This window comes from Streptomyces sp. NPDC001848 (genome assembly GCF_042891915.1).
In the GTDB taxonomy this organism is placed as follows: Bacteria; Actinomycetota; Actinomycetes; order Streptomycetales; family Streptomycetaceae; genus Streptomyces.
On the sequence record NZ_JBIATP010000002.1, the window covers coordinates 103,794 to 122,721 of the forward strand.

Annotated in this window: 17 protein-coding genes and 1 pseudogene; 7 read left to right on the top strand and 11 right to left on the bottom strand. The window is 72.6% G+C overall.

Translation table 11 applies throughout. The features are described from left to right. The first annotated feature begins 155 nt into the window (after positions 1-155). A complete protein-coding gene (locus ACFYZJ_RS03565; protein WP_388562401.1) occupies positions 156-1,568 on the top strand; it encodes an RtcB family protein in 1,413 nt (470 codons plus the stop codon). Positions 1,569-1,609: 41 nt separating this feature from the next. On the opposite strand, the gene ACFYZJ_RS03570 is transcribed toward ACFYZJ_RS03565, so the two are convergent. The 6 genes from ACFYZJ_RS03570 to ACFYZJ_RS03595 form a co-directional block, all read right to left on the bottom strand. Then, positions 1,610-2,065, bottom strand: a complete 456-nt coding sequence (locus ACFYZJ_RS03570; protein WP_388562403.1) for an archease — start codon at positions 2,063-2,065, stop codon at positions 1,610-1,612. Positions 2,066-2,174: 109 nt separating this feature from the next. Next, entirely contained in the window at positions 2,175-3,785 is a 1,611-nt protein-coding gene (locus tag ACFYZJ_RS03575; protein ID WP_388562405.1) for an MFS transporter, read from the bottom strand. Between the two features lie 15 nt (positions 3,786-3,800). Beyond that, positions 3,801-5,213, bottom strand: coding sequence for an alpha/beta hydrolase (locus ACFYZJ_RS03580; RefSeq protein ID WP_388562406.1), 1,413 nt, complete (start codon positions 5,211-5,213; stop codon positions 3,801-3,803). A gap of 181 nt (positions 5,214-5,394) precedes the next feature. Continuing rightward, complete coding sequence (locus ACFYZJ_RS03585; protein WP_388563361.1) at positions 5,395-6,222, bottom strand: PaaX family transcriptional regulator C-terminal domain-containing protein; 828 nt, start codon at positions 6,220-6,222, stop codon at positions 5,395-5,397. Between the two features lie 33 nt (positions 6,223-6,255). Next, positions 6,256-6,597 carry a MazG-like family protein gene (locus tag ACFYZJ_RS03590; protein WP_388562408.1) on the bottom strand — a complete coding sequence of 114 codons (342 nt, stop codon included), beginning with the start codon at positions 6,595-6,597 and terminating at the stop codon, positions 6,256-6,258. Between the two features lie 24 nt (positions 6,598-6,621). After that, complete coding sequence (locus tag ACFYZJ_RS03595) at positions 6,622-7,167, bottom strand: DoxX family protein (RefSeq protein ID WP_388562410.1); 546 nt, start codon at positions 7,165-7,167, stop codon at positions 6,622-6,624. Positions 7,168-7,331: 164 nt separating this feature from the next. On the opposite strand from ACFYZJ_RS03595, the gene ACFYZJ_RS03600 reads away from it, so the two are divergent. From ACFYZJ_RS03600 to ACFYZJ_RS03615, 4 genes and pseudogenes are all read left to right on the top strand, one after another. After that, on the top strand, positions 7,332-8,327 hold the full coding sequence (locus tag ACFYZJ_RS03600; RefSeq protein WP_388562412.1) for an aldo/keto reductase: 996 nt from the start codon (positions 7,332-7,334) through the stop codon (positions 8,325-8,327). A gap of 277 nt (positions 8,328-8,604) precedes the next feature. Further along, positions 8,605-9,783, top strand: coding sequence for a D-alanyl-D-alanine carboxypeptidase family protein (locus tag ACFYZJ_RS03605; RefSeq protein WP_388562414.1), 1,179 nt, complete (start codon positions 8,605-8,607; stop codon positions 9,781-9,783). A 477-nt stretch (positions 9,784-10,260) separates the two neighbouring features. Beyond that, positions 10,261-10,656 (top strand): annotated as a pseudogene (locus ACFYZJ_RS03610) (Bcr/CflA family drug resistance efflux transporter); the annotation flags it as partial. Then, a complete protein-coding gene (locus ACFYZJ_RS03615) occupies positions 10,605-11,822 on the top strand; it encodes a serine hydrolase domain-containing protein (protein WP_388562416.1) in 1,218 nt (405 codons plus the stop codon). The pseudogene ACFYZJ_RS03610 and the gene ACFYZJ_RS03615, both read left to right, overlap by 52 nt. A gap of 46 nt (positions 11,823-11,868) precedes the next feature. Here ACFYZJ_RS03615 and ACFYZJ_RS03620 read toward each other — a convergent pair whose 3' ends face one another. Beyond that, complete coding sequence (locus ACFYZJ_RS03620; protein WP_388562418.1) at positions 11,869-12,408, bottom strand: L,D-transpeptidase; 540 nt, start codon at positions 12,406-12,408, stop codon at positions 11,869-11,871. A gap of 227 nt (positions 12,409-12,635) precedes the next feature. Here ACFYZJ_RS03620 and ACFYZJ_RS03625 point away from each other — a divergent pair, with 227 nt between their 5' ends. After that, positions 12,636-13,646 (top strand): small ribosomal subunit Rsm22 family protein, encoded by a 1,011-nt coding sequence (locus tag ACFYZJ_RS03625; RefSeq protein WP_388562420.1) that lies wholly within the window; start codon positions 12,636-12,638, stop codon positions 13,644-13,646. Between the two features lie 141 nt (positions 13,647-13,787). Further along, positions 13,788-14,519 carry a bifunctional DNA primase/polymerase gene (locus ACFYZJ_RS03630; RefSeq protein ID WP_388562422.1) on the top strand — a complete coding sequence of 244 codons (732 nt, stop codon included), beginning with the start codon at positions 13,788-13,790 and terminating at the stop codon, positions 14,517-14,519. Positions 14,520-14,547: 28 nt separating this feature from the next. On the opposite strand, the gene ACFYZJ_RS03635 is transcribed toward ACFYZJ_RS03630, so the two are convergent. The 4 genes from ACFYZJ_RS03635 to efeO are packed head-to-tail and all read right to left on the bottom strand — an operon-like array spanning position 14,548 to position 18,883. Beyond that, on the bottom strand, positions 14,548-15,549 hold the full coding sequence (locus ACFYZJ_RS03635; RefSeq protein ID WP_388562424.1) for a hypothetical protein: 1,002 nt from the start codon (positions 15,547-15,549) through the stop codon (positions 14,548-14,550). Continuing rightward, entirely contained in the window at positions 15,506-16,381 is an 876-nt protein-coding gene (gene efeU / locus ACFYZJ_RS03640) for an iron uptake transporter permease EfeU (RefSeq protein ID WP_388562426.1), read from the bottom strand. Before efeU ends, ACFYZJ_RS03635 begins: the two co-directional genes overlap by 44 nt. A gap of 3 nt (positions 16,382-16,384) precedes the next feature. Next, the gene (gene efeB / locus ACFYZJ_RS03645; protein WP_388563363.1) at positions 16,385-17,665 is read right to left on the bottom strand and encodes an iron uptake transporter deferrochelatase/peroxidase subunit; all 1,281 of its coding nucleotides are present in this window, start codon (positions 17,663-17,665) and stop codon (positions 16,385-16,387) included. Between the two features lie 60 nt (positions 17,666-17,725). Continuing rightward, a complete protein-coding gene (gene efeO, locus ACFYZJ_RS03650) occupies positions 17,726-18,883 on the bottom strand; it encodes an iron uptake system protein EfeO (protein ID WP_388562428.1) in 1,158 nt (385 codons plus the stop codon). Positions 18,884-18,928 lie beyond the last annotated feature (45 nt).

An 18,928-nucleotide genomic window follows, 5' to 3' on the forward strand; every position in this document is an offset into this window, starting at 1 on the left:
CCTTTCCCCGACCGCGTCGGCGGGGGCGCGCCGGGCTCTCCCGGGCGCCTCCGCCATGGGTTCCCCCGGCGGGTGTGGGTACACGGGCGGAGGGCCCGGGAACCGCGGTCCCGCACCGGGTCGAGACACTCGAACCACCCCGTCGGGAGAGCACGATGGAACTCGTCGAGGAAGCTCCCCATCGCTTCCGTATCGCACAGCGCGGGGACATGCGGGTACCCGGAGTCGTGTTCGCCTCCCGGGCACTGCTGAGCGACGCCGAGCAGGCGCTGGGGCAGGTCGTCAACGTCGCCACGCTGCCCGGCATCGTCGGCGCCTCGTACGCCATGCCGGACATTCACTGGGGGTACGGCTTCCCCATCGGCGGCGTCGCGGCGACCGACGTGGACGACGGCGGGGTGGTGTCACCGGGAGGGGTGGGCTTCGACATCTCCTGCGGGGTGCGGCTGCTGGTCGCGGACTGCGACCGCGAGGGGCTTCGACCCGCCCTCGAGGCGGTCATGGACGGCCTCGACCGGGCGATCCCGCGCGGCGCGGGACCCGGCGGGGTGTGGCGGCCGAGCGGCCCCGGAGAGCTGGAACGCGTCCTGGAGGGCGGAGCCCGGTATGCCGTGGAGCAGGGCCACGGCGAGGAGCGGGACCTCGCCCGCTGCGAGGACGGCGGCGCGGTCGACGACGCCGACGTCGGGCAGGTGGGTCCGCGGGCCCGCGAGCGGGGCCTCGGGCAGGTGGGCAGCCTGGGATCGGCCAACCACTTCCTGGAGGTGCAGCAGGTGGCCGAGGTGTACGACGAGGCGGCCGCGGACGGGTTCGGAATCACCCGCGGCCAGGTGACCGTGATGATCCACTGCGGGTCCCGCGGACTCGGCCACCAGATCTGCACCGATCATGTGCGGGCGATGGACCAGGCCATGGCCCGGTACGGCATCGCCGTGCCCGACCGGCAGCTGGCCTGCACCCCGGTGGAGTCGCCGGAGGGGCAGGCGTACCTGGGTGCGATGGCCGCCGCCGCCAACTACGGGCGCGCCAACCGCCAGCTGCTCACCGAAGCCGCCCGTCGGGTCTTCCGCCATGCCGCGAACATCCGGCTGTCCCTGGTGTACGACGTGTCGCACAACCTCGCCAAGCTGGAGACCCATGAGGTGGCGGGGCGGCGGCGCCGGCTGTGCGTGCACCGCAAGGGCGCGACGCGGGCGTTCCCGCCCGGGCATCCCGATCTCCCCGAGGACCTGCGGGGGCAGGGGCAGCCCGTGTTGATTCCCGGGACCATGGGCACGGCCTCGTACGTCCTGGCGGGGGTGCCCGGTGGAGGCGCGTTCTTCTCCACCTGCCACGGCGCGGGCCGCAGGATGAGCCGCCACCAGGCCGCCCGCGCGATCACCGGGAGGGAGCTGCGGGCCAGGCTGGAGCGGGACGGCATCGCGGCGCGTCCGCTGTCGTGGCGCGGCCTGACGGAGGAGGCCCCGGAGGCGTACAAGGACGTCGGCGAGGTCGTGGCGGCGAGCGAGAGTGCCGGGCTGTGCCGCATCGTCGCCCGGCTGGTGCCGCTCGGCGTGGTCAAGGGCTGAACCCACAGGTCGACGGCTGCCGACGGCTGTCGTCGACCGGCTCACACGTCCACGATCGCCGTGCACGACCACCCGTACGGGTCCGGTCCCATGTGCAGACCGTGCCACGACACGCCCTTCGGCACGGCACCGGTGATCTCCACGTCCGACAGCCCGGTGACCGTCAGGCGCACCTCGAGCCCGTCGTCGTCGGCCTCGGCCTCCACGTCCACGGGTACCTGGCCGTGAACCTCCAGCCGGTAGACGACCTCCTCCAGCAGCGCGGCCAGCAGATCGTCGTCGTCGTTCTCGGCCAGCCGCACGCGCTCCACGGCCGTGGGACGCGCCGTGGACAGGTCCGCGAAGGCGTCCACCAGCCCCGTCGCCGCCTCCGCCAGGCAGCTCTCCCGGCTGACTCCCCACGCCTCGATCCGCACATCGGCGGTGTGCGGCACCGTCCGGTGACCGCTCGAGCCCTGCCGACGCATCGACCTGTCGTCGTCCGTATCGCCGACCATGCCCACCGTGTGCCCCGCTCGGCCGCTTCCACACGGCCCGCGACGTGCAAACCGCGCGGCCCCGGGGCGTCGAACACCCCCAGGGCCGCGACCAGGTCCGCCACGCGCCTCACCCCGTGGCGAGCGCGGTCCGCTCCTTCCCGTCGCCCGCGGCCTCCGCCGCGCTCTCCTCCGCCGTGCGCCCGCGCAGCGCCGTCACCACCAGCAGCGCCGAGAACAGGGCGGCCGAGCCGCACACCACGAACCCGATCGAGTAGCCGTGGCCGAGTGCGTCCAGGGCGTAGGAGCGGGCCGCGCCCGGCGGGGAGGCCGGGGGCACCGAGTTGAGAGCGAGCGGGCCGCCCTCCGTCAGCACCTCGTGCGCCGCCGCCTTCGACTCCGCGCTCAGCGAGGAGGCGCCGGCCAGCGAGGAGGTGACCCGGGCCGCGGCCTGGCTCAGCGCCACCGCGCCGATCACCGCGGGGCCCAGCGTGAAGCCGAAGTCGCGCAGCAGGTTGGTGGCCGCGCTCGCCATGCCCGCGAGCGGCACCGGGACCGTGTTGACGGCTGTCGCGGTGATGGACGAGACGGTGAAGGCGAAGCCGATGCCGACCAGCCCCAGCGGCAGGATGAGGGAGGTCAGGTTCTGGTCGGCGACGTCCAGCCCGGCGGCGAGGAAGTCGCCCGCGGCGATCAGCGCCAGACCGGCGGTGAGCAGCGCCCGGGCGGGCAGCCGGTGCAGCAGCCGCGAGGTCAGCGGTGTGAGGACCGGCGTGATCCCGTTGAGCAGCAGGAACGCGAAGGCCGTACGCATCGGGCTCTGATGCTGGATCGGACCGAGCCGGATGCTGGCCGCGTACGCCGTGCCCAGGAAGCTGAACATGCCCACGACCGCGACGACCGAGGCGATCGCGAAGGAGCGGTTGCGGAACAGGTCCAGGCGCAGCAGCGGGGAGCGGGCGCGGCTCTCGGCATGGACGAACAGGCCGATGAACACCGCCGCGATCACGAACGCCACGATCACCGGGGTCGAACCCCAGCCGTCCGCCGGGCCCTGGATGACGGCGTACAGCAGTGCGAACAGGCCGACTCCGATGGTGATCTGACCGCCCACGTCCAGCGAGCGGCCCTCCGGCGCTCGGGAGTCGGCGGCGAGCCACACGCTCACCAGGCCGCTGACCGCCGCCAGCACCGCCACCACCACGAACGCCGAGCGCCACGAGCCGTAGGTGCCGGTGATGCCGCCGAGCAGCGGGGCGAGGAAGCCGCCCGCTGACAGGCTGGAGGCCCATACGGCGATGGCGCGCGCCCGCTGGGGGCCGGTGTGCGTGCCGGCCGCGATCATGGCGAGCGAGGTGGGGAAGAGCGCGGCGGCGCCCAGACCGGCCAGCGCCTGGCCCACCCACAGCTGGTGGATGCCGGAGGCGCCCGCGGCGACGACCTCACCCGCGCACAGCAGCGCGGCACCGCCGACCAGCAGCCGTTTGCGGCCGAAGAGGTCGCCGAGGACGCCGAAGGAGAGCTCCAGGACGGCGACGGGCAGCAGGAACGCGTCCGAGATCCAGGTCAGCTGGGAGCCGACGGGGTGGAGGTGTTCCTGGAACAGGCCGTTCAGGGTGGCCGGCATGGCGAGGCCGATCTGGGCGAGGCAGACGGCGAGACAGCCGGCGACGAGCGTGCCGAGCGGGAGCGACACGCGCGGGGGAGCGGATGCGGACGGGGGAGCGGATGTGTCGGACATGAGCGGGTCCCAACGTCAGTGGTGGGTGGAGTGCGCCGGGCGGTCGCGGCCGACCGTCAGACGGGCCGGGCGGTACGGGACATAGGCCGCCCCGTCCAGACCGAGCGCGGTCGCGGACCGCTGGAGTGCGGCCGGGGTCGCCGCGTCGTCCCAGTGGCCGGTGGTGACGCGGTGGTCCAGTGCGTGCAGGGCGGCCACCGTCTCGGCGGTGGTGAACGTGCAGTGGCCCTGCCGCTGGACGTAGGCCTGACGCAGCAGCGCCCCGTCACCGGCCGCCCGCACCCGGTCGCCGAACCGCCGCTCCTGCTCGACCGGGACCAGGTTGTCGGCGACGGTGTGCACGTCCAGCAGGGGCACGCCGAGGCCCTGGCCGGCGGAGGAGGTGCGCTGCGCGGCGCGCACGGCGGCGGGGTCGGCGGTGATCGTGGCGCCCCGGGTCAGGGAGTCCAGGTCGGCGCCCAGGTCCAGCCCGGCTGCCCCGTACAGGGCGCGGACCTGCGGGGCGTGTACGGAACCGGCGAGCAGGCGGGCGTAGTCGACGCCCTTGTTCCAGGAGTTGTTGCCGCCGGCGGACTGCTCGATCGCGTACCGGCCCCCTTCGACGAAGGACAGGATGCCCTGCGCGAACCACGCGTACTGCTGCTCCTCCTGCCCCGACCAGTCGGCCGGCGCGGGGGCGGTCTCACCGGGCGCCCACGCGGGCAGGTTCAGGAAGGCGGCGACGAGCGCGATCCGGGCGCGGCCCTGCGGGGTGGCCTGGGCGGCGGTGACGGCGTCGGTGAGCTTCTTCGCGGTGGCGGCCGCGTCGGTGGCGGAGCCGAAGCGGACCAGGCCGACGTCCTGCCCGGGCAGGAGCAGCCGGGCGATGGTGTACTCGGCGTCGAGCTGGTAGTTGTCCAGGTCGGTACCGCCCGCCACCAGGCCGCACAGCCCGAGCGCGCCGTCGACGCGGCCGGCGCCGTCACGGGCGATCTGCGCGTTGACCAGGCCGCCCATGGACTGGCCGACGGAGAGGGTGCGCCGTGGGGTTCCGATCTTCGCGGTCACCGCGTCGAGCGTGGCGAACTGGTCGCGTTCGGCGCTGTTCAGGGCCCACATCGAGCCATGGGGGTCGTACGACGACCCGGCCGTCGCATAGCCCTCGGCGAGCAGCTCGGTGCGTACGGCGTCGGAGGGGGCGTCCCGGGCGACGGTGGGGCCGAAGCCATGGCTGAACAGGAGCAGGGTGCCGTTCCAGCGGGCGGGGACGTCCGCGATCCAGGTGGCGCCGTCGGCGAGGGTGCCGGTGAGGTGGGTGGCTCCCGGGTCCGCCTGGGCGGCCGGTGCGGGCAGGGTGGTCAGGACCGCGGACGCCACCGTGGCCAGGGCGGCCAGGGCGATGCGGAGTCGAGTACGGGGACGAGTGCGGGGACGAGTGCGGGCGCGCATGCGTCGGCTCCTGTCTGGGCGGCTCGGGAGCGGGAGGACGGATCGTGCGGTGCGGATACTCAGTGCACTGAACGTCAGGGAATGTAGGGCCGAAATCTTGCGGGCGTCAATGGAATGCACAACATCACTTCGGATGCCTGCCGCAGGGGGCCCGAGTGGGCGGGGAGCCGAAAGACGGGCCCTACTCCGCCGGAACCGTCTCGATCAGCAGGCGCGCCGCGTCCCTGGCGGGCGCGTCCAGCAGGGCGTGGACCGCACGGAACGTCTCCTCCGCCCCGACCGCGGGCCAGTCGCCCGGAAGATGCCGTACGGGCAGCCGGGGGTCGCTGCGGATCACCTGCAGCCACTCGGCGGTCAGCCGCAGCCGCAGCGCGAGGGCGTCCTGCGCGGTGACGTCCGCGCCGCCCGAGGCGAACGGCCGCCAGGACGCCTCGAACTCCCGGTAGCGGACGGCCAGTTCCGGCAGGTCCCAGGTCTCGTCGATCATCCCGGCGATGTCCGTGCCGGCGTCCGCCCGGGCCCGGAACACCTTCACATGCGCCTCGAGCCCCAGCTCGGCCACGATCCCGGACACATCGACCTCGCCCGGCGCGATCCACAGCCCGCTGAACAACGCCCCGAACCCCGCCCAGGTCAGCTGCGACCGAAGATCGTGCCGCTGGCGCTGCCAGGACTCCGGGAGCGAGAAACCGAGGAGGGTCCAGGTGCCGTCCCAGTCCCGGTTGACCGCCCCGGTCTTCCAGATGCGCCGCTCCCCGTCGCGCAGGATCGCCTCCGAGCGGTCGGTGAGGCCGACGTACGTCCGCCGCCCCTCACGGCGGCGGGACAGCAGACCGCGGGCGACCATCCGGGTGAGGGTGGAGCGGGTGGCCTGCTCACCGACCCCCGCGCGCCGGAACACCTCGATGACGCTCCCCGTGTACACGCACACCCCGCGGCCCAGCACCTCGTCACCGAGGAAGCTGAGCAGCAGGGACTGGGGGCGAAGGGCCGGGGTGGTCACGCGGATACAGTACGAGGCCGCGTCGTTCCTGACACACCTTCACTCGGCGGAGGAGCCCAGCGAGCGTGCCCTGACCCCCTCCAGGTGCGCCGTGAACACCTCGCGCGCCTGAGGGGTCAGCGTGCGCAGTGCCACCAGCGCGGTGATCACCACGTCGCACAGCTCCGCCTGCACGTCCTGCCAGCTGTGCGACGCGCCCTTGCGTGGGTTCTGGCCGGTCGCGCCGATCACCGCCTGCGCGACCTCGCCGACCTCCTCGGACAGCTTCAGCACGCGCAACAGCAGCCCGTCCGCGCCGTCACGCGCACGGTTGGCGTCCAGCCACATGTGCAGCCGGTCGATCGACTCCCAGAGGTCCGCGGACGTCACCTGATCGCTCATGCCCGCAGACTGTCATGGCAACGGTCACTCCTCGAAGAGCGCCTCCTGCTCGCCTTCCGTCTGCTGCCGCAGCCGCTTGGCCCGCGCCCCGACCACCAGCGCCGTCCCGGCCGCCGTCACGGCGAACGCCGCGGGGACCATCCAGTCGCGGTTGAAGGCGTGACCGAGCAGCGAGTCCAGGGAGAGCCGGCCCGGTCCCGTGACCGCCAGGCTCGCCGCCGTCAGGCCGAGGGACGCCGGGTACTCGTAACCGCCGGCCTGGGCGAAGAACCCCTGCGGGGCGTGCACGGCCGTGGCCCCCGCCATGCCGCCGGCCACCGCGGCGCCCGCCGCCGGGGTCCCGAGGCCCAGCGCCAGCAGGGTGCCGCCGCCCGCCTCCACCAGCCCGGAGGCCAGCGCGCTCCGCTTGCCCGGCCGGTAGCCCACGGACTCCATCCACTGCCCGGTGCCCTCGAGCCCGCCCCCGCCGAACCAGCCGAACAGCTTCTGCGCGCCGTGCGCCGCCAGCACCCCGCCGGCACCCAGCCTGAGCAGCAGCAGCCCCACGTCACGTCGGTCGAAACACGTCACGGTCACTCCCTGGCAGACAACAGGAACAGTCCCCTCCGCGTTCCCACGCTCCCATCTCCGACACCGCTCCGGCCTGTTCGGCGGTGCCGTTCGGGTGGCGGGGCGCCCCGCTCCCGGCCTGCGGGCTTGCCCTCGTGTGCGCTCCAACTCCTACGGTCACCGGCATGGAGAGCTTCGAGCACGTCAGGCCACTGGGAAGAAGCGGTATCCGGGTCAGCGCCCTCGGCTTCGGCTGCTGGGCCGTCGGAGGCGAGTGGGCGTCGCTCGACGGACAGCCCCTCGGCTGGGGGAAGGTCGACGACGAGGAGTCCGTACGGGCGATACGGCGCGCCCTCGACCTCGGTGTCACCTTCTTCGACACGGCTGACGCCTACGGCGCCGGCCACAGCGAGCGCGTCCTCGCGCGCGCCCTCGGCAAACGGCGCGCCGACGTGGTGGTGGCCACCAAGTGGGGCAACGTCATCGACGAGGAACGCCGGCTGCTCACCGGCAGCGACGACTCACCGGCGTACGCCCGCCGCGCGCTCACCGCCTCCCTGCGCCGCCTCGACACCGACCACATCGACCTGTACCAGCTGCACCTGTCCGACGCGGACCCGGAACGTGCGGCCGAACTCCGCGACACCTGCGAGGACTTCGTACGGGAAGGGCTCATCCGCGCGTACGCGTGGAACACCGACGACCCGGCCCGCGCCGCCGTGTTCGCCGTGGGGGAGCACTGCACGGCCGTCCAGCACCGCCTGAACATCCTCCAGGACGCGCCCGAACTCCTCGCCCTGTGCGAGGAGTCGGGTCTCGCGAGCATCAACCGCAGCCCCCTCGCCATGGGGTTGCTGACCGGCAAGCACCGCGCCGGACGCGTCCTCGAAGCCGGCGACATCCGCAACGCCCCGCCCGCTTGGCTGCCGGGCTTCACCGAGGGTGGGGGCGCCGACGGCGAGTGGCTACGGCGTGTCGAAGCCCTGCGGGACGTCCTCACCAGCGGCGGCCGTACGCTCGCCCAGGGCGCCCTCGCCTGGATCTGGGCCCGCAGCCCGCTCACCGTCCCCATCCCGGGCTTCCGCTCGGTCGCCCAGGCCGAGGAGAATGCCGGCGCGCTCGGGAAGGGGCCGCTCGCCGCGGCGCAACTGGCCGAGGTGGACCGGATCCTGGGGAGGTGAGCGCACCTGGGCGGTGGCCCGCCGTGGGTCCGGCCATGTGCCGGGGCGAACCGGCCGACGGCCCCGAGTAAGAGATGCGTGAGGGCTGGGAAAGCGGTGCCCGGGCCGGATTTCCCCAAGACAGCGCAATCTTCGGCGGTTGACGGTGTGGTTCCGGGAAACCCCTGGTGAGTGGTGTGTTCTGCGCCACGGACGTTTTCCGGACATGACCCGGCCTTTGCCGCGCCTTTGTCATCCCGCTGTGCGTCACCGGTGATTCGCTCTGTACCGTCCCGGCGTGCGTTTTTCCTCTCCGCTTTCCCCGTCCGACGCGCGGCCGTCCCGGCGCGCCGTGCTCGCGCTCGCCGCCGCCGCGCCGCTGACCCTGGCCGCGCCCGCGTCCGCGGCGGCGGCCCCCACCATCGGAGGCGAACGGCTGGGTCTGGCCGGCGTCCAGGTGCAGGGGGGTGGCCCGCTGCCGAAGAAGCTCACCGCCCGCTCCTGGCTCGTCGCCGACCATGACAGCGGTGCGGTGCTCGCCGCGTGCAACGCGCACCGGCGGCTCGCCCCCGCCTCCACGCTGAAGATGCTGTTCGCGGACACCCTGCTGAAGAGGTTCGAGCGGACCCTGACCCACACGGTGACCGACGCCGACCTCGCCGACATCCCGGCCGGCTCCAGCCTGGTCGGCATCAAGCCCGGAATCACGTACACCGTCGAGCAGTTGTGGCTCGGCGTCTTCCTGCGCTCCGGCAACGACGCGGTGCATGTCCTCAGCATGATGAACGGCGGGATCGCGAAGACCGTCGCCGAGATGCAGGCCAAGGCCGAGGATCTGCAGGCCCTGGACACCCATGTGGTGAGCCCCGACGGCTTCGACCACCCCGGGCAACTCTCCTCCGCGTACGACCTGACGCTGTTCGCCCGCCACGGCCTGAAGAACGGTGACTTCCGGGGCTACTGCTCGACACGGATCGCGAACTTCCCGGCGGGCGGGAAGAAGACGTTCCAGATCCAGAACACCGACCGCCTGCTGACCGGTGCCTGGGGCCTCGGCGCCTACAGGGGCCTCATCGGCGTCAAGAACGGGTACACCAGCAACGCGGGCAACACCTTCACCGGCGCCGCCACGCGTGGCGGGCGCACCCTGCTCGTGACCGTCATGCACCCCGAGCCCGGCGGCAACGGCGTCTACCAGGAGACCGCCTCCCTGCTCGACTGGGGCTTCGCGCACGCCGGGAAGCTCCAGCCCGTGGGCACCCTGGCCGAGCCGCTCAGCGAGGGCGGGGCGAGGGCGACACCCGCGCCGGGACCACAGGCGTCGGCCCACGGGTCGGCCGCCGCGGCGCACGGCGGCTCGTCGTGGGGGCTGATCGGCGGGGCCGGGGGAGTGGCGGCGCTGCTGGCCGGCGGGGTCTACGCGCTACGCGGGCGCGGGCGGCGCAGAGCCGCCGAGGACGGCCGCCACCGGCGCTGAGGCGAGGAGCATGGGCAGCCGTTCCGCGGCCCGGCGCGTACCTCGCGGTCCCGCGCGAGGTCCACCCCCTGCCGGACCACGGAACGGCCGCCGTCTCCCCCCCCATGGGTGTGGCGTGCGGAATTCCAGTGCTCCAAGTGTGAAGCTCCGGTGTAGATGGGCACAGCGTAAGCCCGTTATGAGCCCAGATGGTGCGGAGTCTTCCATTCCGTTTGTGGAAGTTGAGTTGTCGACAAAGCGCCGTCCAGGTCGCCGCTTCCCGCGCGCCCGGAGGACGCCGCGCCTCGCGCGCGGCGTGTCCGCCCCTCGGTACACCGTCCCGTCCACCCCCTGCCGGCTGAGACCATGAGCGGCGGACCGCACACCGAGGGAGGAGCACATGCCCGAGCGTGGCCGCACCACGCACGACAGGGAGCAGCCGGAGAACCACATAACCGAGCCGGGGACGGCCGCGCCCTGCGCCGCACCGCACACCGAAGGCGGGTCCTGGCGGTGGGCCTCACGGTCGTCACCCTCGCCGCGACCGCGCTGCTGCTGATGGCGACGGGCGCCCTCGGCGACGTCGGCCTCGCACCGGTCGCCGCCACACTGTTCGTGCTGATGTCCGCCATGGGCATCACCCTGCCCGACACACAGGCACTCGCGCTGATGCGCACCCGCCACAACGCCGGTTCCGCCTCCGCGCTCCTCGGCACCACCTCCTTCCTCATCGGCGCGGTCGCCTCGCCGCTCGTCGGGGTCGCCGGTGAGCACACCGCCGTCCCGATGGCCGTCGTCCAACTGGCGGCGGCACTGGTGGCGATGGCCTGCTTCGTGGCACTGTGCCGTCCCTGGAACGCACACGCGGCCGAGAGCTTGGGGGAGGAGAGCTGAGCGCACCGAGACTGCGCGTCGACACCCCGGAGAAAGCCGGGCTCGACGCGGAGCAACTGCGTCTTCTCGTACGCGAGGTCCACGCCGCCGTCGCCGGGGAGCGCCCCTGGGCGGCCGGCGCCGTGGTGGTCGCCGGGCGCGGACCGGTGATCGCCGTGGAGAAGGCGGTCGGCTGGGCGGTCCGCTACTCCGCCTACGACGAGCGGACCGACCGGGGTGTGGAGCTGCCGCGGCAGGAGCGGGTGCCGATGACCGTGGACACGCCCTTCGACCTCGCCTCGCTGACCAAGCTGTTCACGGCGGTCGCCGCGGTGCAGCAGCTGGAGCGGGGCACGCTCGGCGTCGACGCCCGCGTGGACGCGTACCTGCCGGAGTTCCGGGCGGCGGCGGACGCCGGGATCACCGTACGGCACCTGCTCACCCACACCTCCGGGTTGCGGCCCGAACTGCCGTTGTACGACTGTGCGTCGCACGAGGAGCGGCTCGCGCTGCTGCGGGCGGAGGCGCCGGTGAGCGCGCCCGGCACGTCGTACCGCTATTCGGACCTGAACCCGCTCCTCCTGCAGCACGTCCTGGAACGCGTCACCGGCCGCACCCTCGACGTGCTCGTCCGGGACGGGATCACCCGGCCGCTGGGCATGACCGCGACGGGCTTCGGTCCGTGTCCGGACGCGGCGGCGACGGAGGACCAGCGGCGGCCTTGGGCCAAGGCCGACCGGGGAATGGTGCGGGGCCGCGTCCACGACGAGAACGCGTGGGCGCTCGGCGGGGTGGCCGGGCACGCGGGCCTCTTCTCCACGGGGCGGGACCTGGCGGTCTTCTGCCGCACACTGCTGGCCGGCGGCTCGTACGGGACGGCGCGGATCCTGGGTCCCGATTTCGTGGAGCTGATGCTGACCCCGCCGGGGCTGGGCTTCGCGGTCGACCAGCCGTGGTTCATGGGGGAGCTGGCGGGGCGGGGCGCGGCGGGCCACACCGGCTTCACGGGCACGTCACTGGTGCTGGACCCGGCGACGGACACGTTCCTGGTGCTGCTCGCGAACAGCGTGCATCCGCGCCGCCGGGGGCCGGACAACGGGCCCCGGGCGCGGGCGGGGGATCGGCTGGCCCGGGCGGTACGAGGCGTGAGCGGCGCTCTCGGGGGAGAGAGCCGCTCTTGTAGGTGAGCGCTGGTGTCGGCGGCTCAGTCTCCTGCGGCGGCTCCGTTTCGCTCTACGGGCCGCTCGGGCTGCGGGCGTGGCCGCCGGTGTTCTTGACGATCACCGTGTCGCCGATCCGGCTGAAGTCGTAGAAGCGGTGGGCGTCCGCCGTGCTCAGGTGGATGCAGCCGTGGGAGGTGTCGGCCCGGCCGATGGCGTGGTCCCAGGGTGCCGCATGGACGAACACACCGGCGCTGGTCAGGCGCACCGCCCAGTGGACCGTGAGGGCGTAGTAGTCGGCACTGTGCGGATCACACGTGATCTTCGCGCTGCACGAGGTCATCCTGATGACCGCGTCCTTGCCGAGCACGTGGAACGTTCCGGACGGAGTGGGGAAGAGAGGCTTGCCGAAGCCCACGGCGAAGGTCATCACCGTCCGGCCGTGATCCGTGACGGTCATCCGGTGGGTCGCCGCGTCGATCGTCGAGACGTGGCCCGAGGGGGCCGGGGCAGGACCTGCGCCCAGCGACAGGACGGCCGCCACCACACCGGCCAGTGCGAGCCGGGAGGCATCACGAAGGCGTGAGCCGGGGACCTTGCGTCGGTGGGCCATGTCTGATCACCATCGCCTCCTGTACAAGTCAGGGTATTCCGGCCCTTTCCTCCCTTCGAGCCGGCTCAACTGTCGGACGAAGTCGGCCCGGCGACTTCGGGTCGTCCGAGCCGCTGCGTCGCCAGGATCGCTGCTCTCCGAAGTGAGCATCGCTCTCCAAAGTGAGCAGCGCTCTCAAAAGCGTCGCTCTCCGAAGTGAGCACCGCTCACCATCCTAGAATCTCCACGTGAACGCCCCCGACTCCCCGGCCGACGCCCTCCGTGCCGCCCTCGCCAGGCTGCTCGACGGGCTTCCGTCCCGGCAGGCCGCGCAGGCCGTGGACCGGCTGATCGCGAACTACCGGGGGCGGACCCCGACCGACGCACCCGTGCTGCGGGACCGTTCCGACGTGGTCGCCTATGCCGCCTACCGGATGCCCGCGACCTTCGAGGCGGTGTGTGCCGCGCTCGGCGCCTTCGCGGACGCCGCCCCCGGCTGGGTGCCCGCGAGCCATGTGGACGTCGGCGGCGGGACCGGCGCCGCGACCTGGGCCGTGAGCGCCACCTGGGGTGGGGAACGCCCGGTCACCGTGCTCGACTGGGCCGAGCCCGCGCTGGCGCTCGGCCGGGAGATGGCTGCCGCCCTCCCGGCGCTCAAGGCCGCCGAGTGGCGCCGCTCTCGTATCGGATCGCAGCTCACCATGGAGAGCACTGATCTCGTCACGGTCTCGTACGTCCTCGGCGAGCTGACCGAGGCCGACCGTGCCGCCGTCGTGGACACGGCTGCGACCGCCGCCCAGGCGGTCGTGATCGTCGAACCCGGCACCCCCGACGGCTACGCCCGCGTCATCAAGGCGCGCGACCGCCTGATCCGCGCCGGCTTCCACATCGCCGCCCCTTGCCCGCACAGCGCCGCCTGCCCCATCGTCCCCGGCGAGGACTGGTGCCACTTCTCGGCCCGGGTCAGCCGCTCCTCACTGCACCGCCAGGTCAAGGGCGGCTCGCTGGCCTACGAGGACGAGAAGTTCAGCTATGTCGCCGCGGCCCGCTTCCCGGTGCGCCCCGCCGTCTCCCGCGTGGTCCGGCGTCCCCAGATCCGCAAGGGCCAGGTGCTCCTCGACCTGTGCGGTCCCGACGAGTTCCTGCACCGCGACACGGTGACAAAACGCCACGGAACGCTCTACAAGGCCGCCCGCGACGCGGATTGGGGCGACGCCTGGCCGCCGCCGTCCGGCGACGCGGAGGGACAGACCGGATGAAATCCCGCGATGTCACCTGATTGTGGCCCTCAGTTGGCATCGTCCCGGCCACCCCGGTTGGGCACTCCGGCCACCCGGCGCGCAGGATGATGGGACCATAGGGCATGCTGTCGGGACCACAGCAGCGAGGCGAGGGGATAGATGAGCGCAGACTTCGGCCGCCGCACGAGCGTGCAGGGCAGGATCTCCCAGTGGCTGCGCGGACGACGTCCCGCCCGTCTCAAGGAGGACGCCGGCGACGGCGGCCGTGAGGCGATGCTGCTGGCTGCCGCCGCGGCCGGGTTGCCGCTCGCTCCCGCCGCCCACCCCGTCGGCTACCGCTGTTCCTGCGACCGCGTCGGCTGTCCCACGCCGGCCCGGCACCCGGTCTCCTTCGCCTGGCAGACGCAGTCCACCACGGACCGGGCACAGATCGAGCGGTGGGCCCGGCACCAGCCGCAGGCCAACTTCATCACCGCCACCGGGATGGTGCACGACGTGCTCGACGTCCCGCGCGAGGCCGGCGAGGAGGCCCTGGAGCGGCTGCTCGCCTCCGGCGTCGAGGTGGGGCCCGTCGCCACCACCGGTGACGGCCGCATGCTGTTCTTCACCCTCACCCGCGGCACCCCCGAGGACGAGGACGAGTGGTGGCCGTGCGAACTGGACTGCCACCCCGAGACGATGGACGAGCACCCGGGGCTGCGGTGGCACTGCCGGGGCTCGTATGTGCTGGTGCCTCCGGCGCAGTTGCCGGGTGAGCCGGCGGTGGAGTGGGTCCGGGGCCCCGAGCACGCGCTGCCGGATCCGCTGAGCCTGCTGGAGGCACTCACCGACGCGTGTGCGCGGTACGCGGGCGACGAGAGCGAGTTGGCGGGCTGGCCGCACCGGGGCTGAGCCCCGGTGGCGACCCGCGTCGCTGACGTCACTCCCCCTTGGCCCCCGTCAGCCCCTCGACCCGGCTGACGAACTTCACCTCGCCCTTCCTCGGATCCACCACCGCCTGGTTCGACACGTACTCCCGGGTCAGGGACTGCTTGACCTCCCCGGTCAGCAGGGCCTTGGCGTTCGGGTCGGTGATGTCGATGTTCACCCCCTGCGCGGCGATCTGCCGCTCGTAGTGGTGCGTGGCGAAGAACACCAGCGCGCCGCCGTCCGTGGTGCGCAGCCCCACCGGGGCGTAGTCGCCGTTCGTCAGCGGCTCGTCGATGTACTGCCGGGCCAGCCCGGGCCTGCTCGCGTTCTGCAGCCGGGTGGCCCGCCACTGCGAGGTGTGCGGGCCCGGCGCGAAGACGTCCCCGCCGCTTCGCAGATAGGTCGCGTAGGCGGTGCTGAGCTTGCGGGGCTGGACGGCGAGCGTGGGGTCGTCCGGGGTGACGGGCTCGGCCCAGCCGTCCTTGTCCGTCTTGAACGCCGGCACGTCGCCGGGCGCCAGAATCGTCAGATACGACACCGCCCACACCTTGCTCGCGTCGGAGCGGGTGAAGACGAGCAGCCAGTGGGCGTCCGCGCTGCCCTTGTTGGCGTGTGCGTCGGCGACGAACCAGCGCGGCCAGCCCGCCTTCTTCGGGATCGTGAACCTGGCGCCGGTCAGCTGCAGCGGCACGTGGCCGGGGTTGCCGCCCGGGTTGGTCTGGTGGCCGGCCTCCAGCTTGCCGGCGTCGATGGCGCCGAGCGCACCGGTGACCCGGCTCGCGTCCAGCGACCGGTCGTACGTCTTGTCCGCCTCGTTGTAGGCGGTGAGGAAGTCCTGCAGCGCGCGGGCGGCCTCGGCGCGTGTCGCCGTCGGTACGACCTCCCGCTCGCCGTGCACCACGACACAGCCGCTCGCCGTCACGGACAGAACCGTCACCGCCGCCGTTGCCAGGGCGAACCGGCCTGGACTACGCAGCGTTCGAGGGCTGCGATCCCCGCGCTCCCTGCTCATCAGTGACCTTCACCTTCCCCTTTCCGGAGGCGAACCCTACCGGGGACAGGAAAAGCGCGAGCGTCGGGATCAAGTAGAGCAGCCACACCGTGACCTGAAGGACCGTCGGATCGGGCTGGAAGTTGAACACGCCCTTCAGCAGGGTGCCGTACCAGCTGTCCGGCGGGATCGTGTCGCTGATGTCGAAGGCGAGGCTCGTCAGGCCCGGGATCCAGCCGGCCTCCTGCAGGTCGTGGAAGCCGTAGGCGAGCACACCCGCGGCGACGACGACCAGCATGCCGCCGGTCCAGGTGAAGAACTTCGCCAGGTTGATCCTCAGGGCGCCGCGGTAGAACAGCCGGCCCAGGAAGACGGCGGTGGCGAGGCCCAGGGCGACGCCGACGAGCGGGCGCGGGGTGCCGTCGCTCGCCGCGTGCACCGACGCCCACACGAACAGGGCGGTCTCCAGCCCCTCCCGGCCGACGGCGAGGAACGCGGTGGCGACCAGCGCGCCGGTGCCCATCGCCAGGGCCGCGTCCAGCTTGCCGCGCAGTTCGGACCTCAGGTGCCGGGCGGTGCGCCGCATCCAGAACACCATCCAGGTCACCAGGCCCACGGCGAGGATCGACAGGGAGCCGCCGAGCGCCTCCTGCGCCTGGAACGTCAGCTCCTGGGAGCCGAACTCGAGGACGCAGCCGAAGCCGAGCGCGATGGCGATCGCGGTGCCGATGCCGGTCCAGATCGGCCGCAGGGCGTCGCGGCGGCCGGTCTTGACCAGGTAGGCGATCAGGATGCAGACGACGAGGCCGGCCTCCAGCCCCTCGCGCAGGCCGATCAGATAGTTGGAGAACACGGGTTACGCCTCCTCGGACAGCAGGGTGCGGCCCCACCAGTCGCCCGGGTCCCGGACGCCGGGAGGGATGGCGAAGACCGCCGAACCCACGTGCTGGATGTACTCGTTGAGCGCGTCGTGCGCGGCCAGCCTGCGCTGGAGCGGGATGAACCCCTTGCGTACGTCGCGCTGGTAGGCCAGGAAGAACAGGCCCGCGTCCAGGCGGCCGAGGCCGTCGGTGCCGTCGGTGAAGGAGTAGCCCCGGCGCAGGATGGTGATGCCGCCGTTGGAGTCGGGGTGCGCGAGCCGGACGTGCGCGTCGGGCTTCATCGCCTTCAGGAACGGCTCGTCGTGCTCCTTCGCCTTGCCGACCGGCGCGCCCTCGCGCTTGTCCCGGCCGAAGACGTCCTCCTGCTCCTGCAGCGAGGTCCGGTCCCAGGTCTCGATGTTCATGCGGATACGCCGGGCCACGAGGTACGACCCACCGGTCATCCACGCCGGCCCGTCCCCGTCGCCGACCCACACGAACTTCTTCAGCCGGTCCGTCTCCGTCCCCGCGATGTTGCGGGTGCCGTCCTTGAACCCGAAGAGGTTGCGCGGGGTCTGGGCGTCGGGGGTCGTCGACGAGGTCTTGCCGAAGCCGAGCTGGGACCAGCGGACGGCGACCTTGCCGAAGCCGATGCGGGCCAGGTTGCGGATCGCGTGCACGGCGACCTGCGGGTCGTCCGCGCAGGCCTGGATGCACAGATCACCGCCCGTGCGGGAGGCCTCCAGGTTGTCGCCGGGGAACTTCGGCAGGTCGACCAGTGCCTCGGGCCGCTTGTCCCGCAGCCCGAACTTCTCGAAGAACGACGGCCCGAAGCCGATCGTCAGGGTCAGCCGGGAGGGCTTGAGGCCCAGCGCCTCCCCGGTGTCGTCGGGCGGCGCCTCGGCGAGCCCGCCGTACGCGCCCTCACCCACGGCCTGCCCGGCCGTCATCCGACGGGCGGCGGCCGTCCAGTCCTTCAGCATCCGCACGAACTCGGCCCGGTCGTCGGTCTTCACGTCGAACGCGGCGAAGTGCAGCCGGTCCTGCACCGGGGTGGCGATGCCGGCCTGGTGGGCGCCGTGGAACTCCACCGCGCCGCCCGCCTCGGCGGCGGCCGGAGCCGCGTCGTCGCCCGCGTTCGCCGCCACGACCGCGCCACCGGCCACGGCGGCACCGAGCGCGAGCCCGGCGCCCGTCCAGCCGATCAGCGTCCGGCGTGACGGATTGCTCCCCCGGGTGTCGGCCATCTGCGTACCGGTCACCTGCGTGTCGGTCATCTGCGTATGGGTCATCTGCGTATGGGTCATCTGCGTATCGGTCATCGCCCTGCCCCCTGCTTACTTCACGACTGCGGCGGCGGCGAGCTTGGACAGCGGCTCGGCGAGCGCGTTCACCGCGTCCGAGAGCTCCTTGCGCTGGTCCTTGGTGACCTTGTCGTAGGAGACGAACTCGTAGGAGGTCCTGTCCGAGCGGTACTTGTCCAGCAGGGCGGTCAGGGCGGTGAACTGCTTGTCCAACTCCTCGGTCAGCGCGGGGTCGTTCTTCGAGGCGACCGGCTTCAGCAGCTCGTACGCCTTCTGGGCACCCTCGACGTTGCCCTTGAAGTCGACCAGGTCGGTGTGGGCGTAGCGGTCCTCCTCGCCGGTGACCTTGCCGGTGGCGACCTCGTCGAGGAGTTCCCTGGCGCCGTTGGCCATCGAGGTCGGGCTGATCTCGGCCGTGCCGACCCGCTTCTGCCAGTCGGTCAGGTCCTTCACCAGCCGGTCGGCGAGCTGCTTCTCACGGTCGCCGATCTTCTTGTCCTGCCACAGGGCCTTCTCCAGGCGGTGCCAGCCGGTCCAGTCGGTGGCCGGGTCCTGGCCCTCTTCCAGGCCGTCCTCGCGGACGTCGACCTTCGGGTCGATGTCGCCGAAGGACTCGGCGACCGGCTCGGTGCGCTCCCAGCCGAGGCGCGAGGGGGCGTACGCCTTCTTCGCGGCGTCCAGGTCACCGGCCTTCACGGCGTCGGTGAAGACCTTCACCTTGGGCAGCGTCTCGTCGGCCTGCGCCTGCGCGTACTCGCGGTAGGCGGCCACGGCCCGGTCCAGGCGCGGGTCGCGCCCGGCGACGCTGCCGCCGCCGGTGGCCGTGACGGTCTGGCGTATGCCCTTGCCCTTCATGCCCGGCTTGCAGGCGATCCGGTAGTCGCCGGCCTTCACCTCCGCCGTGACCGTCTGCCTGGTGCCCGGGCCGATGTTCTCGCGCTCGGCGACGATCCGGTCGTCCGGGAACAGCAGGTACACCTCGGTCACCTTGGGGCCCTTGTTCTCGACGGCCAACTCGACGTGCCCGGCGGGGAACTCCTTCTTCGACACCTCGCACGTGGCGTCCGTGGCGGTCACCCGGATCACGCGGTCGGAGCCGCTCGCGGCGCTCTTCTCCGTGCACCCGGTGACGGCGGTCAGAGCCGCCGTGGTGGCGACGGCGGTGACGACGGAGAGTCGGACGGCTCGCATGCAGGCTCCAGGAAGGTGGTTCGGTGAGGCTTACCTAATTTAACG

What these genes read in the sequence shown, in the direction of transcription:
- ACFYZJ_RS03565 (WP_388562401.1), top strand. Translation starts at nt 156, where the DNA reads ATGGAACTCGTCGAGGAAGCTCCCCATCGCTTCCGTATCGCACAGCGC.
- ACFYZJ_RS03570 (WP_388562403.1), bottom strand. Translation starts at nt 2,065, where the DNA reads ATGGTCGGCGATACGGACGACGACAGGTCGATGCGTCGGCAGGGCTCG.
- ACFYZJ_RS03575 (WP_388562405.1), bottom strand. Translation starts at nt 3,785, where the DNA reads ATGTCCGACACATCCGCTCCCCCGTCCGCATCCGCTCCCCCGCGCGTG.
- ACFYZJ_RS03580 (WP_388562406.1), bottom strand. Translation starts at nt 5,213, where the DNA reads ATGCGCGCCCGCACTCGTCCCCGCACTCGTCCCCGTACTCGACTCCGC.
- ACFYZJ_RS03590 (WP_388562408.1), bottom strand. Translation starts at nt 6,597, where the DNA reads ATGAGCGATCAGGTGACGTCCGCGGACCTCTGGGAGTCGATCGACCGG.
- ACFYZJ_RS03600 (WP_388562412.1), top strand. Translation starts at nt 7,332, where the DNA reads ATGGAGAGCTTCGAGCACGTCAGGCCACTGGGAAGAAGCGGTATCCGG.
- ACFYZJ_RS03620 (WP_388562418.1), bottom strand. Translation starts at nt 12,408, where the DNA reads ATGGCCCACCGACGCAAGGTCCCCGGCTCACGCCTTCGTGATGCCTCC.
- ACFYZJ_RS03630 (WP_388562422.1), top strand. Translation starts at nt 13,788, where the DNA reads ATGAGCGCAGACTTCGGCCGCCGCACGAGCGTGCAGGGCAGGATCTCC.
- ACFYZJ_RS03635 (WP_388562424.1), bottom strand. Translation starts at nt 15,549, where the DNA reads ATGAGCAGGGAGCGCGGGGATCGCAGCCCTCGAACGCTGCGTAGTCCA.
- efeB (WP_388563363.1), bottom strand. Translation starts at nt 17,665, where the DNA reads ATGACCGACACGCAGGTGACCGGTACGCAGATGGCCGACACCCGGGGG.
- efeO (WP_388562428.1), bottom strand. Translation starts at nt 18,883, where the DNA reads ATGCGAGCCGTCCGACTCTCCGTCGTCACCGCCGTCGCCACCACGGCG.